Annotated in this window: 12 protein-coding genes; 9 read left to right on the top strand and 3 right to left on the bottom strand. The window is 70.4% G+C overall.

The features are described 5' to 3' along the window. Positions 1 to 65: 65 nt before the first annotated feature. The 3 genes from tgmA to tgmC are packed head-to-tail and all read left to right on the top strand — an operon-like array spanning position 66 to position 2442. The gene (tgmA, locus tag CRP52_RS24535; protein ID WP_097238365.1) at positions 66 to 338 is read left to right on the top strand and encodes a putative ATP-grasp-modified RiPP; all 273 of its coding nucleotides are present in this window, start codon (positions 66 to 68) and stop codon (positions 336 to 338) included. Beyond that, entirely contained in the window at positions 338 to 1303 is a 966-nt protein-coding gene (gene tgmB, locus CRP52_RS24530; protein ID WP_097238364.1) for an ATP-grasp ribosomal peptide maturase, read from the top strand. The genes tgmA and tgmB overlap by 1 nt, the downstream gene beginning before the upstream one ends. Beyond that, complete coding sequence (gene tgmC / locus CRP52_RS24525) at positions 1300 to 2442, top strand: ATP-grasp peptide maturase system methyltransferase (RefSeq protein WP_097238363.1); 1143 nt, start codon at positions 1300 to 1302, stop codon at positions 2440 to 2442. Before tgmB ends, tgmC begins: the two co-directional genes overlap by 4 nt. A 57-nt stretch (positions 2443 to 2499) precedes the next feature. Here the strand turns inward: tgmC and CRP52_RS24520 are convergent, their stop codons facing one another. Together CRP52_RS24520 and polA are read right to left on the bottom strand one after the other, a co-directional pair. Further along, on the bottom strand, positions 2500 to 3261 hold the full coding sequence (locus CRP52_RS24520) for a GNAT family N-acetyltransferase (protein ID WP_097238362.1): 762 nt from the start codon (positions 3259 to 3261) through the stop codon (positions 2500 to 2502). A 158-nt stretch (positions 3262 to 3419) separates the two neighbouring features. Beyond that, positions 3420 to 6107, bottom strand: a complete 2688-nt coding sequence (gene polA / locus CRP52_RS24515; RefSeq protein WP_179853076.1) for a DNA polymerase I — start codon at positions 6105 to 6107, stop codon at positions 3420 to 3422. A 297-nt stretch (positions 6108 to 6404) separates the two neighbouring features. Between polA and CRP52_RS24510 the strand changes: the two genes are divergently transcribed. The 6 genes from CRP52_RS24510 to CRP52_RS24485 all read left to right on the top strand — a co-directional run bounded on the left by CRP52_RS24510 (position 6405) and on the right by CRP52_RS24485 (position 13405). Beyond that, positions 6405 to 6869 carry a PaaI family thioesterase gene (locus tag CRP52_RS24510; RefSeq protein ID WP_097238360.1) on the top strand — a complete coding sequence of 155 codons (465 nt, stop codon included), beginning with the start codon at positions 6405 to 6407 and terminating at the stop codon, positions 6867 to 6869. A gap of 668 nt (positions 6870 to 7537) precedes the next feature. Then, positions 7538 to 8767, top strand: coding sequence for a branched-chain amino acid ABC transporter substrate-binding protein (locus CRP52_RS24505; RefSeq protein ID WP_097238359.1), 1230 nt, complete (start codon positions 7538 to 7540; stop codon positions 8765 to 8767). Between the two features lie 240 nt (positions 8768 to 9007). Then, entirely contained in the window at positions 9008 to 9937 is a 930-nt protein-coding gene (locus tag CRP52_RS24500; RefSeq protein ID WP_097238358.1) for a branched-chain amino acid ABC transporter permease, read from the top strand. A 5-nt stretch (positions 9938 to 9942) separates the two neighbouring features. Further along, entirely contained in the window at positions 9943 to 11874 is a 1932-nt protein-coding gene (locus CRP52_RS24495; protein WP_257033120.1) for a branched-chain amino acid ABC transporter permease, read from the top strand. 8 nt (positions 11875 to 11882) lie between these two features. Next, the gene (locus CRP52_RS24490) at positions 11883 to 12692 is read left to right on the top strand and encodes an ABC transporter ATP-binding protein (RefSeq protein WP_097240311.1); all 810 of its coding nucleotides are present in this window, start codon (positions 11883 to 11885) and stop codon (positions 12690 to 12692) included. Beyond that, positions 12689 to 13405, top strand: coding sequence for an ABC transporter ATP-binding protein (locus tag CRP52_RS24485; RefSeq protein WP_097238357.1), 717 nt, complete (start codon positions 12689 to 12691; stop codon positions 13403 to 13405). The genes CRP52_RS24490 and CRP52_RS24485 overlap by 4 nt, the downstream gene beginning before the upstream one ends. Before the next feature lie 61 nt (positions 13406 to 13466). On the opposite strand, the gene CRP52_RS24480 is transcribed toward CRP52_RS24485, so the two are convergent. Further along, positions 13467 to 14123, bottom strand: a complete 657-nt coding sequence (locus tag CRP52_RS24480) for an ANTAR domain-containing response regulator (protein ID WP_097238356.1) — start codon at positions 14121 to 14123, stop codon at positions 13467 to 13469. Positions 14124 to 14152 lie beyond the last annotated feature (29 nt).

Raw genomic sequence — 14152 nt, 5'->3', positions numbered from 1 at the left:
CAAGCTCCCGTCCCAGCTGGAACGGGTTGTCGAAGTGATCCGAACCATCGACCCAAGGAGGATGCATGACGCAGACGCCCGCGCCGTGGGGCACCAGCAGGATGGGGCCCTACACGGCCACCGCCACGCTCCCGGCGTTCACGCCGATCATCGACCCCGAGACGCAGATCGCCGTCATCGTGGACGAGAACGGCCGAACGGTCGAGCTGGGCAGCCACGGCACCAGCACCAGCGGTGTCACCCCCACCCAGACGACCCCCGGTGACGGGGCCGCGCCGGGCGGTGCCACCGACAGCGACGTCACCGAGTCCTATGACCAGGACCAGAGCTCGGGCTGATGGACGGCCGAAGCAGGTCGGTGCTGGTACTGACCAATCCCTCTGACGTGACAGCGGATGCGGTCCTGCGGGTGCTCGCCGAGCGCCGGGTTCCGGTGGTCCGTCTCGATCCCGGCACCGACCTGCACACGGGTGCCTCGCTGACCGCCGCGTACCGCACGGGCAGCCAGCGGGGCACCCTCCGCACGTCGAGCCGCGAACTGGACCTTTCGGCTGTTCGATCCGTCTGGGTCCGCAGGCCCTCGTCCTACGAGGGGCCGCCTGACCTTGACGGCCAGGACCGCCGATTCGCCGCCTCGCAGGAATTCTGGGGCGCGGGCGGCATCCTGGCCTCACTTCCTGGGGCGCGCTACGTGAACCACCCCTGGCACAACCGGGCGGCGGAGTACAAGCCGGCCCAGCTCGCCGCCGCACAACGCTGCGGATTCCACGTGCCCCACACCCTGATCACCAACGAGGCGCGGGAAGCATGGGAGTTCGCCGACCAGCAAGCCGGTGGAACTGTCTACAAGCCCGTGTGGAACACTCCATACTCGGTCGACGGGCGGGCTCAAGCCGTCTGGGTCCGCGCAGTCCGCAGCGGCGAGATCACCGAGGCCGTAGCGGCATGTCCGCACATGTTCCAGGCCAAGGTCCCCAAGGTGTTCGACGCCCGGCTGACCGCAGTCGGGGACCGACTGTTCGGCACCCGCATCGACAGCCCCGATCTCGACTGGCGACACCGGCAGGACCTGATGCACGTTCAGCCGATCGAAGTGCCCACGTCGGTCGCCGACGCCGCCACCCGCTATCTCGCTACCTTTCAACTGACCTTCGGCGCATTCGACTTCGCCGTGACCACAGATGGCACGTGGCACTTCCTGGAGTGCAACCCGAACGGGCAGTGGGCATGGCAGCCGGCCGAGATCACGAACGGCATCGCACACGCGATTGCCGACCAACTGGAAAGGGGCCACCCCGAGTGACCACCTCCGACATCCTCCGAGCCGCGCTGGTCGACCAGCTCACCGGCAACGGCACGCTCACCGAACCCGCGTGGGCCGAGGCCGCCACCACCGTGCCGCGCGAAGTGTTCGTCGGCAGCTACTTCGTTCCGATCGAGGGCAGCAACCCGACCAGCTACCGGGCCGTGCGCCACGGTGACCCCGGGTGGCTGGAGGGGATCTACGCCGACCAGACCCTCATCACCCAACTCGACGGCCGCGCAAGGCCGGAGGACGCCGGAGAGCACCCGGTCACCGGGGCGCCCTCCTCGTCCTCCACGCTGCCCTCGCTCGTGCTGCGCATGTGGCAGCAGCTCGGCGCCGATCCCGGTCACCAGGTCCTCGAAGTCGGCACCGGAACCGGCTACTCGACCGCCCTCGGCGCGCACCGCCTCGGCGACGCGAACCTCACCAGCATCGAGTACGACCCCCAGGTCGCCGAACGCGCCGCCGCTGCACTCCGGGCCGTCGGCTACGCCCCGCGCCTGCTCACCGGCGACGGCCTCGGCGGAGACCCGGACGGCGGTACCTTCGACCGGCTGATCGCGACCTGCTCGGTCCGGTACCTTCCGATGGCCTGGCTCCGCCAGGTGAAGCCCGGCGGCCGGATCCTGGTCACCTTGTCCGGGTGGGGCTACGCCAACGCCCTCGCCCTGCTCGACGTGACCGGCCCCGGCGAGGCCACGGGCCGGTTCCTGCCCGGCTACACCAGCTTCATGATCGCCCGGCCCCACGACCGCCCGCCCCGCCCGACGCTGGCCCTGCTGCCCGGAGCGGAACGCCCGAGCCGGATCGACCCCGCGAAGCTCGACACGTGGACCGGAAGCTGGATCGCCCAGCTCGCGTCGCCCTCCGCCGAGCGCATGGGCGCCGGCGGGCAGCAGATCCTCTCCGACGTGGCCACCGGCTCCCAGGCCCGCACCACGCCTCGCCCCGAAGGCGGTTGGACCGTCGTCCAGCGCGGCCCGCTCCGCCTGTGGGACCAGGTGGAGGCCGCCGTCGAGACGTGGCAGGGCGCGGGCGAGCCGCACCAGGATGCCTTCGGCATCACGGTCTCGACGGCGGCGCAGCGGGTCTGGCTCGGCAGCGAGGACGGCCCGGGCTGGGACCTGCCGGTCTGACCCGCCCGCGGGCCCGACGGTGGAGCGGGCCGGCCGGTTCCGGCGTGGCGCCGTCGTTCAGGAGGAGGCCCACCAGGTCGAGGGGGAGGCAACCGTGTACCCCAGCGACTCGTAGAGCGGCCTGCCGAGCTTCGAGGCGGTGAGGGTGGCCGGCAGGTCCGCCAGGTGGGCGAGGGAGCCGAGCATGACGGCCCGGCCCACGCCGCGCGAGCGGAACGCCGAGGAGGTGCCGATCCAGTAGTGGCTGCCGACGCCGTCGGCCAGGACGCTGACGCCGGCGCCTGCGGTCATGCCGTCGATCGAGGCGATGAAGACGTCCACGCCCGGCTGTTCGATCAGCGCGGGAGGGAAGAGCTCGCCGGGGCGGTGGGGCTGGAAGCCGTCCAGGTCGAAGCCTTCGATCACGACCTGCTCGGCCGCCTGGAGGTCCTCGGGCCGCTGCACCCGGATCACGTCCAGGGCCGGTTCCGCGACGGGGCCGGGCAGGCGCAGCATGATCGGCATCTGCCAGTTGCGCAGGCCCAGGTGGCTCAGGTCGGTCGAGCTGAACGGGTCCTCGACGTAGGCCGTGCCCGTGGCGGCGCGGACCAGTTCGTTCACCTCGGCCAGTTCGCCGGGGTCGAGGTCGGGCTCCTGGATCAGGACCCGCAGGCCCGCGCGTTCGTCGCCGTCGACCGCGAGGAATCCGCGGCGCCGGATCACCTCGTGGCCCCGGCTGCGGCCGGTCGCGGTCCAGAAGGCGGCGGAGTTGCGGGCCTGGCAGGTCGGCGCCTCGGCGAGGGAGATGGACTGGTCGGTCGAAGGGGATCCCGTTGTCATTGGGCCTACGGTAGTACGAAATTGACCCATCGGAGGGTCCAATTCCGCATCAGCCGACCGGGCCTTCGTCTGCCGAAGCGGCCACGGAGGACGGCCGCGGACGACGGCGGGCCCGCACGCGCAACGCGTCCGGGCCCGCCGAGGACAGCACGCCGCCGTCAGTGCGCGGCGGCCTCCCAGTCGGCGCCGACGCCGACCGAGACGTCCAGCGGGGCGCGCAGCGGGTAGGCGCCCGCCATCTGCTCGCGGACGATCGCCTCGACCTGCTCGCGCTCGCCCGGGACCAGCTCCAGGACGATTTCGTCGTGCACCTGGAGCAGCATCCGGGAGGTGAGGCCGGCCGCGCGCAGCGCCTCGTCCACCCGGAGCATGGCGATCTTGACGATGTCGGCGGCCGAGCCCTGGATCGGGGCGTTGAGGGCCATCCGCTCGGCCATCTCACGGCGCTGGCGGTTGTCGCTGTTGAGGTCGGGCAGGTAGCGGCGGCGGCCGAGCAGCGTCTCGGTGTAGCCCGTCGCCCGGGCCTCGTCGACGACCCGGCGCAGGTAGTCCCGCACGCCGCCGAAGCGCTCGAAGTAGGTGTCCATCAGGCCCTGCGCCTCGGCCGGCTTGATGCCGAGCTGCTGGGAGAGCCCGTACGCGGAGAGCCCGTACGCCAGGCCGTAGGACATCGCCTTGATCTTGCGCCGCATCTCGGCGTCCACCGCGGTGCCGGGGACCTCGAAGACCTGGGAGGCGACGGTGGTGTGCAGGTCCTCGCCGGTGGCGAAGGCCTCGATCAGCGCCTCGTCCTCGGACAGGTGCGCCATGATCCGCAGTTCGATCTGCGAGTAGTCGGCGGTGAGCAGCGTCTCGTAGCCCTCGCCGACGACGAAGGCGCGGCGGATGGCGCGGCCCTCCTCGGTGCGGACCGGGATGTTCTGCAGGTTCGGGTCCTGCGAGGAGAGCCGGCCGGTGGCGGCGACCATCTGGTTGAAGGTGGTGTGGATCCGGCCCTTGGGCGAGACGGTCTTGAGCAGGCCCTCGACGGTGGTGCGCAGCTTGGCCTGGTCGCGGTGGCGCAGCAGGATGACCGGCAGTTCGTTGTCGGTCTGGGTGGCGAGCCAGGTGAGGGCGTCGGCGTCCGTCGTGTAGCCGGTCTTGATCTTCTTGGTCTTGGGCAGCGCGAGCTCGCCGAAGAGGATCTCCTGGAGCTGCTTGGGCGAGCCGAGGTTGAACTCGTGCCCGGCGGCGGCGTGCGCCTCCTCGACGCAGCGCTGGATCTCGGCGGCGAACTGCGCCTCCAGCCTGGTGAGCCAGTCGCGGTCGGCGGCGATGCCGTGGCGTTCCATCCGGGCGAGCAGGGCGGCGATGGGCAGTTCCATGTCGCGCAGCAGCTCGGTGGCGCCGACCTCGGCGAGCCGGGTGTCGAAGTGCGCGGCGAGGTCGAGGACGGCGCGGGCCTGCAGCATCAGCGCCTGCGCGTGCGCCGTCGGGTCCTCCTCCGGTGCGTCGAAGGCGAGTTGGCCGCTCTCGGCGGCGGGGGCTGGGGCGAGCGAGCGGGCCAGGTACTCCTCGGCGAGCACCTCCAGGGTGAAGGTGCGGCGGCCGGGCTTCTCCAGGTAGGCGGCGAGCGCGGTGTCGGCGACGACGCCCTCGATGGTCCAGCCGCGCTCGGCGAAGGCGCGCATGACCTGCTTGGCGATGTGCAGGGCCTTGGGGGCGGCCGGGTCGGCGAGCCAGCCGGCGAAGGCCCGCTCGTCCTCCTCGGTGAGCAGCGCCGGGTCGAACCAGGCGGCGGACTCGCCTGCGGCCAGGGCCACTTCGGTGACCTCGCCGCTGCCGAGTGCCCACTGGTAGACGGCGGCGAGGGCGACCGTGGTCTTGCCGTCGGAGGCGTGCTCGCGCAGCCAGGCGGCCAACGTGCCCGGGTCGGTGAGCAGTTCGCCGTCGACCTCGACGCCGGGGGCGAGTTCGGCTTCGGCGGCGGCCTCGCCGGCGGCCGGGTCGATGCCGAAGACGCGGTCGCGGAAGTTGGCGTTGCGGAACTCCAGCGACTCCATGAGGGTGCCGACGGCGGCCGTGTCGAAGGGCGTGCGGGCCAGGTCGGCGACGCCGAGCGGGAGTTCGACGTCGCGGACCAGCTCGGTGAGCACCCGGTTGCGCTTGACCGAGTCGAGGTTGTCGCGCAGCTTCTCGCCGATCTTGCCCTTCACCTCGTCGGCGCGGGTGACGAGTTCCTCGAAGGAGCCGAACTGGTTGACCCACTTGGCGGCGGTCTTCTCGCCGACGCCGGGGATGCCGGGCAGGTTGTCGGACGGGTCGCCGCGCAGCGCGGCGAGGTCCGGGTACTGGCGCGGGGTGACGCCGTACTTCTCGGTGACCTTCTCCGGGGTGAAGCGGGTGAGTTCGGAGACGCCCTTGGTCGGGTAGAGGACGGTGACGTGGTCGGTGACGAGCTGGAGCGAGTCGCGGTCGCCGGTGACGATGTCGACGTCGTAGCCGGCCGCCTCGGCGGCGGTGGCCAGGGTGGCGATGATGTCGTCGGCCTCGAAGCCCTCGACGGTCAGCCGCGGGATGTTCATGGCGTCGAGCAGTTCGCCGATCAGGCCGACCTGGCTCTTGAACTCGTCCGGCGTCTTGGCGCGGTTGGCCTTGTAGTCGGGGAACTCGGCGGAGCGGAAGGTCTGCCGGGAGAGGTCGAAGGCGACGGCGAGGTGGGTGGGCTGCTCGTCACGGACGGTGTTGGCGAGCATCGACGCGAAGCCGTAGACCGCGTTGGTGGGCTGGCCGGTGGAGGTGTTGAAGTTCTCCACGGGCAGGGCGTAGAAGGCCCGGTAGGCCATCGAGTGCCCGTCGAGCAGCATCAGCCGGGGCCGCGGGCCGGCCCCGCCGCCACCCGTCGCGCCCTTGTCCGTACTCTGCGTAGCCACGTCAACGTCCGTTCCTGCCGATTCCACTACCGGCCACCGATCCTATGGCCCGGCACCGACAAAAGGGGCGCGGTGCCGGTGAGCACGGTGCCGGTGCCCGCGGGGGCCGTGCCCGCAGGGGCCGTGCCCGCAGGGGTGGGGACCCCAGGGGTGGGGACCGTACCGAGTAGGACGGTCGTACGATCACAGGCAGCAGGACCAGTGACCCCCCTGAGCGGCAGGAGTTCCCCCATGGCCGATGCGGCCCCCGGCACCGCCCCCGTCCTGAACGTCCCGCAGGACGTGCTGGACCACTTCGCCAAGCTCGGCGTCACCGCGGAGACCTTCTCCGGCGGTGACCTCGGCGAGAAGCTCGGCATCCGGATCGTCGAGGCCTCCGCCGACCGCGTCGTCGGCACCATGCCGGTGGAGGGCAACCAGCAGCCGTACGGGCTGCTGCACGGCGGTGCGTCGGCGGCGCTGGCCGAGACGCTGGGCTCGATCGGCGCGATGCTGCACGCGGGCCCCGGCCGGTACGCGGTCGGCGTGGACCTCAACGCCACCCACCACCGCTCGGCGACGTCGGGGCTGGTCACCGGGGTGGCGACGGCCGTGTTCAAGGGCCGCACCGCCGCCACCTACGAGATCGCGATCACCGACGACACCGGCAAGCGGATCACCAGCTGCCGGCTGACCTGCATGCTGCGCGACCTCTGACGGCCGCCCGGGCAGCACGGCTCCACCGGCAGCGCGTTCGGGGGCAGCACAGCGCAGCGCCTCGCCCGTAACGTCCGCACCACCGCGCCTAGTTCAGTCAAGACGAGATCAAGTCCCTTGTCCGCCCCCCTGTTTGACCACCTGCCACGCTGGGCAGGCGTTGGTCAGGACAGGGGGGCGCTCGCATGTCCGCGCACGGTCGGCACGGTCGACACGGTCAGCGCGCATCTCAAACCTGTAACGCTGCGTAACAAGTAGGAAATCCGACCAGATTCCGATTCCGGGCCTCTCCCCAGCACCGGATCCCCTGCGCCGCGCCCTCCAGGTCCGAAATCCGGACACTCACGAACGAAACCTGAGCATCGGACACCCCTGTCCGATTATCGACGCTGCCAGCTGCAACCTGCATTTCTGGCCCTTACATCCCCCTACCAGGCAGTAAACGCCCGGCATCGGAGGATCGATCGAGCCGAAACGACCACATGCTGAGACAACTGCTCCGTGTGCTCATAACAAGAGAATCACAGCATGCCCGCAGCACTGCCCGAGCCGCCCATCGACATCTAGAGTCACGGCCAGTCACCGCGCTATCCGATTGGGCCCGGCCCTCGCGCACTCCGGCTCCCGCCATTCCCGCGCGGGCGCTTCCTGAACCGAAGGGGACCCTCGTGCGTCATCGTTCTGCAATTGTCGTGAGCATTGCCGTGATCGGCGCCCTCAGCCTCAGCGCCTGTGGCTCCCGCGGGGAGAAGAAGAGCGGCGACGGCTCCGCCAACGCCGGCTCCGGCACCACCGTCGTCATCGGCGTCGACGCCCCCCTCACCGGCGACCTCTCCGCCCTCGGCCTCGGCATCCGCAACTCCGTCGACCTCGCGATCAAGAAGGCCAACGAGACCAACGAGGTCCCCGGCGTCAAGTTCGAGATCAAGGCCCTCGACGACACCGCCAAGCCCGCCCCCGGTCAGCAGAACGCCACCCAGCTGGTCGGCGACTCCAAGGTGCTCGGCGTCGTCGGCCCCCTCAACTCCAGCGTCGCGCAGTCGATGCAGCAGATCTTCGACGACGCCAACCTGGTCGAGGTCTCCCCCGCCAACACCGGCGTCGCCCTCAGCCAGGGCGAGAAGTGGGCCAGCGGCGAGAAGAAGCGCCCCTTCAAGTCCTACTTCCGCACCGCCACCACCGACGCCGTCCAGGGCCCCTTCGCCGCCCAGTTCCTCTACAACGACGCCAAGAAGACCAAGGTCTTCCTCATCGACGACCAGAAGACCTACGGCGCCGGCCTCGCCGGCACCTTCAAGGGCGAGTTCACCAAGCTCGGCGGCTCCCTCGTCGGCGAGGAGCACGTCAACCCCGACGACCGCGACTTCTCCGCCATCGTCACCAAGGTCAAGACCTCCGGAGCCGAAGCCGTCTACTACGGCGGCGAGTACCCCGCCGCCGGCCCGCTCTCCCTCCAGCTCAAGGACGCCGGCGTCAACATCCCGCTGATGGGCGGCGACGGCATCCAGAGCGGCGACTTCATCAAGCTCAACCCCAAGAGCCAGGGCGACTACGCCACCGCCGTCGGCCTGCCCGTCGAAACCCTCGACACCGCCAAGAAGTTCATCGCCGACTACAAGACCGCCGGCTACAAGGACGCCTACGAGACCTACGGCGGCTACTCCTACGACAGCGCCTGGGCCATCATCCAGGGCGTCAAGCAGGCCGTGAAGGACAACAACGGCAAGGTCCCGGACCGCAAGGCCGTCCGCGACGCCGTCCAGAAGGTCGCCTTCGACGGCGTGACCGGCAAGGTCTCCTTCGACGAGTTCGGTGACACCACCAACAAGCAGCTCACCGTCTACGCCGTCAAGGACGGCAAGTGGGCCGTGGAGAAGTCCGGCACCTTCAACGGCTGAGCCACGTCGAGGGCCGAGCCGCTTCACCAGCTGAACGGCTCCAACGGCTCCAAGGGCTCCAACGGCTTCGACGGCTTCAGCAGCTGAACGGCTCCAACCGCTTCGACGACTGAGCCGCTCCACCAGCCGAGCACCACCCACCGAACCACCACAGCGCGCGGGGGCGCCACGAGTGCCCCCGCGCGCCCCCACATCCACCACCCACGCGGACACCCCCGAACGCACTACGGAGGCCCAGCGGTGCACGACCTACCGCAGCAGCTGGCCAACGGCCTGATCCTCGGCGCCCTCTACGGACTCGTCGCGATCGGCTACACGATGGTCTACGGCATCGTCCAGCTCATCAACTTCGCCCACGGCGAGATCGTCATGGTCGGCGGCTTCGGCGCCCTGACCGCCTACCTCGCCCTCCCCGGCGGCACCACCCTCTGGCTCGCCCTACCGCTGATGCTCATCGCCGGCATCCTGGTCTCCACCCTCACCGCCGTCGCCGCCGAGCGGTTCGCCTACCGCCCCCTGCGCAACGCCCCCCGGCTCGCCCCACTCATCACCGCGATCGGGCTGTCCATCTTCCTCCAGCAACTCGTCTTCTCCTTCTACCCCGACGCCAAGAAGGCCCGCGTCTTCCCCAAGCTCCCCGGCGACCCCTTCAGCCTCGGCTCCGTCACCATCCAGCGCAGCGACCTCTTCCTGATCATCGCCGCCCCGCTGTGCATGCTCGCCCTCGGCTGGTTCGTCACCCGCACCCGCTCCGGCCGCGCCATGCAGGCCACCAGCCAGGACCCCGACACCGCCAAGCTCATGGGCATCGACACCGACCGCATCATCGTCATGGCCTTCGCCATCGGCGCCGCGTTCGCCGCCGTCGCCGCCGTCGCCTACGGCCTGCGCAGCGGCCAGATCGACTTCCGGATGGGCTTCATCCTCGGCCTCAAGGCCTTCACCGCCGCCGTCCTCGGCGGCATCGGCAACATCTACGGCGCCATGCTCGGCGGCCTCGCCCTCGGCCTCGCCGAAGCCCTCGCCACCGGCTACATCCAGCACCTGCCCGGCATGCACCTCTTCGGAGGCGGCGCCTGGAAGGACGTCTGGGCCTTCGTACTCCTCATCCTCGTGCTCCTCGTCCGGCCCCAAGGCCTGCTCGGCGAGCGCGTCGCGGACAGGGCGTGACCACCATGACCACCACCAGCACCGAAACCACCCCGGTCATCCCCCTGCCGGCCCGAGCCGCCGCCGCCCTCACCGGCCTCGGCGCCCTCGCCACCACCGCCTCCGCCGCCATGTCCTGGACCTGGACCTCCGACTTCCCCGGCGACCTCACCTACTACGGCTCCCCCGCCGGCCTCCAATGGCTCGCCCTCACCGCCGGCCTCCTCACCCTCCTCCTGCTGCTCGCCACCCAAGGCGTCCCCGGCCTGCGCTGGGCCGCCCCCACCCGCAGCAACAACGCCGTCCTGTACGCAGCCACCGGCGCCCTCGCCCTCGCCGCCTACTCGGTCGCCACCATCTCCGTCGAACTCGGCGGCCTCGCCAACCTCGAACCCGGCGGCTGGGTCCTCGCCGCCGGCGGCCTGCTCGCCGTCCTCGGCGCCCTCGGCCTCCCCCTCGACCGCCGCACCAGCGTCCCGCTGCGGACCGTCGACAAGCGCCTCCTCCTGCTCGTCCCGGCCGCCCCCCTCGTCTGGCTCGGCACCCACGCCATCCCCGACGACCAGCCCGTCGCCCCCGTCCTGACCGCCCTCGCCGGCGGCATCGCCATCGCCACCGGCGCCGTCCTGCTGCTCCAACTCGGCCACCTCGCCAACACCTGGCTGCGCCTCGGCAAGATCGACCGCCCGCTCGCCGCCCCGCGCGAACTCCCGTCCTGGGCCGAGGTCCTGATCATCGTCGTCGCCTTCGGCCTCGGCCTGTTCGCGATCACCTTCGGCATCGACACCGAGTACGGCGAACTCTTCACCGGCTGCCTGCTGTTCACCGGCCTCGCCGTCGCCGCCCTCACCAGGTCCGGCCTGATCACCCGGCTGCGCGCACTGACCGTCAAGCACCGCCCGGTCACCACCGGCGCCGCCTTCGCCGCCGCCGCCAGCTTCCCGTTCACCCAGAGCAGCGACCAGTACACCTCCGTCGCCACCAACATCCTGATCTTCGCCACCGTCGCCCTCGGCCTCAACATCGTCGTCGGCCTGGCCGGGCTGCTCGACCTCGGGTACGTCGCCTTCCTCGGCGTCGGCGCCTACGCCGCCGCCCTGGTCTCCGGGTCCCCCGCCTCCCCCATCCACGTCCAGTTCCCCTTCTGGGCCGCGATGCTCACCGGCGCCGCCGTCTCCATGGTCTTCGGCGTCCTGATCGGCGCCCCCACCCTGCGGCTGCGCGGCGACTACCTCGCCATCGTCACCCTCGGCTTCGGCGAGATCTTCCGCATCACCATGCTCAACCTCAACGGCACCACCGGCCCGAAGATCACCAACGGCTCCAACGGCATCCCGCGGATCCCCGACCTGCAGATCCTCGGCTTCGACCTCGGCAAACCGCACACCGTCGCCGGCATCGAACTCGGCCGCTTCTCCAACTACTACCTGCTGATGCTCCTGGTCACCGCCCTCGTCGTGCTGGTCTTCGCCCGCGTCGGCAACTCCCGCATCGGCCGCGCCTGGGTCGCCATCCGCGAGGACGAGACCGCCGCCGAAGCCATGGGCATCAACGGCTTCCGCCTGAAGCTCCTCGCCTTCGCTCTCGGCGCCTGCCTCGCCGGCCTCGCCGGCACCGTCCAGGCCCACGTCAGCTACACCGTCACCCCCGACCAGTACACCTTCGCCGAAGCCCTCCCGCCCAACTCCGCCTTCCTGCTCGCCGCCGTCATCCTCGGCGGCATGGGCACCATCAGCGGCCCCCTCGCCGGCGCCACCCTCCTCTTCCTCATCCCGAAGAAGCTCGAATTCCTCGCCGACTACCAGCTCCTCGCCTTCGGCGCCGCCCTGATCGTCCTGATGCGCGTGCGCCCCGAAGGCCTCATCCCCAACCGGCGCCGGCAGCTGGAGTTCCACGAGGCCGCCATCCCGGCCCAGCCCACCGGCGAGCCGACCGCACTCACCAAGGCAGGGGCGTGACCGACCCGATGACCACCACCGCCGCACCCCTGCTCGAAGTCACCGGCGTCACCATGCGCTTCGGCGGCCTCACCGCCGTCAACGACGTCTCCCTCACCGTCGGCGAGGGCGAGATCATCGGCCTCATCGGCCCCAACGGCGCCGGCAAGACCACCTTCTTCAACTGCCTCACCGGCCTGTACGTCCCCACCGAGGGCTCCGTCCGCTACCGCGACGTCGTCCTCCCGCCCAAGCCCCACCTCGTCACCCAGGCCGGCATCGCCCGCACCTTCCAGAACATCCGGCTCTTCGCCAACATGACCGTCCTGGAGAACGTCCTCGTCGGCCGGCACACCCGCACCAAGGAAGGCATCTTCTCCGCCATCCTCCGCGGCCCCGCCTACCACCGCGCCGAAGCCGAGAGCCGCGAGAAGGCCATGGAACTCCTGGAGTTCACCGGCCTCGCCGACAAGGCCGACCACCTCGCCCGCAACCTCCCCTACGGCGAACAGCGCAAGCTGGAGATCGCCCGCGCCCTCGCCTCCGAACCCGGCCTCCTCCTGCTCGACGAACCCACCGCCGGCATGAACCCCCAGGAGACCCGCGCCGCCGAGGAACTCGTCTTCGCCATCCGCGACAAGGGCATCTCCATCCTCGTCATCGAGCACGACATGCGCTTCATCTTCAACCTCTGCGACCGCACCGCCGTACTCGTCCAGGGCCAGAAGATCGTCGAAGGCGACCGCGAGACCGTCCAGAACGACGAACGCGTCATCACCGCCTACCTCGGCGCCCCGCTCGAAGGCACCACCCCCGCCGTTACGGAGACCGACCAGTGACCGCACTCCTTGAGGTCGAGGACCTCCGCGTCGCCTACGGCAAGATCGAAGCCGTCAAGGGCATCAGCTTCACCGTCAACCAGGGCGAGGTCACCACCCTCATCGGCACCAACGGCGCCGGCAAGACCACCACCCTGCGCACCCTGTCCGGCCTCCTCAAGCCCACCGCCGGACGCATCACCTTCGACGGCCAGGACCTGTCCACCGTCCCCGCCCACAAGATCGTCGCCCTCGGCCTCGCCCACTCCCCCGAAGGCCGGCACATCTTCCCCCGCATGACCATCGAGGAGAACCTCCTCCTCGGCGCCTTCCTGCGCACCGACGCCGCCGGCATCACCGCCGACGTCGAGCGGGCGTACTCGCTGTTCCCCATCCTCGGCGAACGCCGCAAGCAGGCCGCGGGCACGCTGTCCGGCGGCGAACAGCAGATGCTCGCCATGGGCCGGGCCCTGATGTCCCAGCCCAAACTGCTCATGCTCGACGAGCCCTCCATGGGCCTCTCGCCGCTCATGATGCAGAAGATCATGGCGACCATCATCGAACTCAAGGCCTCCGGTACGACCATCCTCCTGGTCGAGCAGAACGCCCAGGCCGCGCTCTCGCTCTCCGACCAGGGCTACGTCATGGAGACCGGCCGCATCGTCCTCTCCGGGACGGGCGCCGACCTCCTCCACGACGAGTCCGTCCGCAAGGCCTACCTCGGCGAGGACTGAGCCGCCACACGCACGAAGGGCCCGGCAGATCCCCTCTGCCGGGCCCTTCCTCATGTCCGTCCTACTCGGGCGTGCCCTCTTCCGCCTTCTTGCGGTCCTGGGCCTCGCCCTCCTCGATGACCGCCTCGGCCACCGCCGCCATCGTCATCCGCCGGTCCATCGAGGTCTTCTGGATCCACCGGAACGCGGCCGGCTCGTTCAGCCCGAACTTCGTCTGCAGCACGCCCTTCGCCCGGTCCACCAGCTTCCGGGTCTCCAGCCGCTGGGAGAGATCCCCGATCTCCTTCTCCAGCGCCCGCATCTCGGTGTACCGCGACACCGCCATCTCGATCGCCGGCACCAGGTCCGCCTTCGAGAACGGCTTGACGATGTACGCCATCGCGCCCGCGTCCCGCGCCCGGTCCACGAGCTCACGCTGCGAGAACGCGGTGAGCATCAGCACGGGGGCCAGGTGCTTCTCGTGGATCTGCTCGGCGGCCGACAGCCCGTCCAGCACCGGCATCTTCACGTCGAAGATCGCCAGATCCGGCTTCAGCTCCTCCACGAGCTTCACCGCCGTCTCCCCGTCCCCGGCCTCACCGACGACGGTGTACCCCTCCTCCTCCAGCATCTCCTTCAGGTCGAGACGGATCAACGCCTCATCCTCGGCGATCACGATCCGGGTGATCTGGGGCGAATCGGTCTCAAGCGGCTGTGCCTGCTCGTCGGCGGTGCTCACGGGGCTCCTCGTTCCGGCGGGGTACTGCA

The sequence above is a fragment of the Streptomyces sp. 1331.2 genome (assembly GCF_900199205.1).
GTDB lineage: Bacteria > Actinomycetota > Actinomycetes > Streptomycetales > Streptomycetaceae > Kitasatospora.
This window is presented reverse-complemented; position numbering and strand designations above follow the sequence as displayed.

What these genes read in the sequence shown, in the direction of transcription:
- tgmA (WP_097238365.1), top strand. Translation starts at nt 66, where the DNA reads ATGACGCAGACGCCCGCGCCGTGGGGCACCAGCAGGATGGGGCCCTAC.
- tgmB (WP_097238364.1), top strand. Translation starts at nt 338, where the DNA reads ATGGACGGCCGAAGCAGGTCGGTGCTGGTACTGACCAATCCCTCTGAC.
- CRP52_RS24520 (WP_097238362.1), bottom strand. Translation starts at nt 3,261, where the DNA reads ATGACAACGGGATCCCCTTCGACCGACCAGTCCATCTCCCTCGCCGAG.
- polA (WP_179853076.1), bottom strand. Translation starts at nt 6,107, where the DNA reads ATGCTGCTCGACGGGCACTCGATGGCCTACCGGGCCTTCTACGCCCTG.
- CRP52_RS24510 (WP_097238360.1), top strand. Translation starts at nt 6,405, where the DNA reads ATGGCCGATGCGGCCCCCGGCACCGCCCCCGTCCTGAACGTCCCGCAG.
- CRP52_RS24495 (WP_257033120.1), top strand. Translation starts at nt 9,943, where the DNA reads ATGACCACCACCAGCACCGAAACCACCCCGGTCATCCCCCTGCCGGCC.
- CRP52_RS24490 (WP_097240311.1), top strand. Translation starts at nt 11,883, where the DNA reads ATGACCACCACCGCCGCACCCCTGCTCGAAGTCACCGGCGTCACCATG.